General features: G+C 47.3%; 1 protein-coding gene. It reads right to left on the minus strand.

What is annotated here, in order from left to right:
• Positions 1–773: alpha-amylase family protein (locus AB4486_RS22675; protein ID WP_372118723.1), on the minus strand; the 773-nt coding region annotated here is incomplete at both ends.

The raw sequence follows: 773 nt of genomic DNA on the forward strand, positions 1-773 counted from the left end.
ATATTCTACGTCGTTCACATCAGCCAACCCACCACGTTGAAGTAAATCGCCAAAACGAACTAAATCGTGATTACCGATCATTAAGTTCGGCTGTGCATGGGATGGATATAAGCGGTGCGTTTGGTAGCCATTGTCTAACCAATCGACACCTCGCCCCCCCAGGCCACTTTCATTAACCGCTAATGTTTCTACGATTCGATAGCGCATAGGGAAATCAAATGCCGAGCACAACGCAGGTTCAGCAGACGCACCGTAGGCGTCACTTCCAATCTCTGATTCGCCTTTCCAGATCTCAGCTACCATGTAACCCAAAGGATTAACTTGCTCCCAATTCGCATTGGTGTATGTCACACTTTGCGAGGCTTCATCCACCGCTTTGCGGATTTGTGTCAATGCATCGGTTGGAACTTGGTACGCTTGGTCTAAACGCCAACCATCAATTTTTAGCTCTTTTACCCAGTAAGTCGCGACTTCTTTATAGAAATCCAAGCTTGCTGGGTAATCCACTGGATTACTCGAACCAGAAGGTAACAGCCCTGATGGAGATGGCTTAATCAGCCCTTCTTTGTGATGACCAAACACGCCATCAAAGAAAACATACAAGCCGCGTTTGTGCGCTTCATCTACCAGCGTTCTCGCGGTCTCCAAATCACCAAAACGAGGATCAATCTTAAAATAATCCGTGGCAAAGTAGCCCGTTGCATCCAAACGATCGGCCCAATGGTCTTGTCCCGTGATCGCTTGGGACTCAAAAATCGGAGTAAGCCAAATTG

The organism is Vibrio sp. 10N.222.55.C6 (assembly GCF_041473395.1).
GTDB classification, from domain to species: Bacteria; Pseudomonadota; Gammaproteobacteria; order Enterobacterales; family Vibrionaceae; genus Vibrio; species Vibrio crassostreae_C.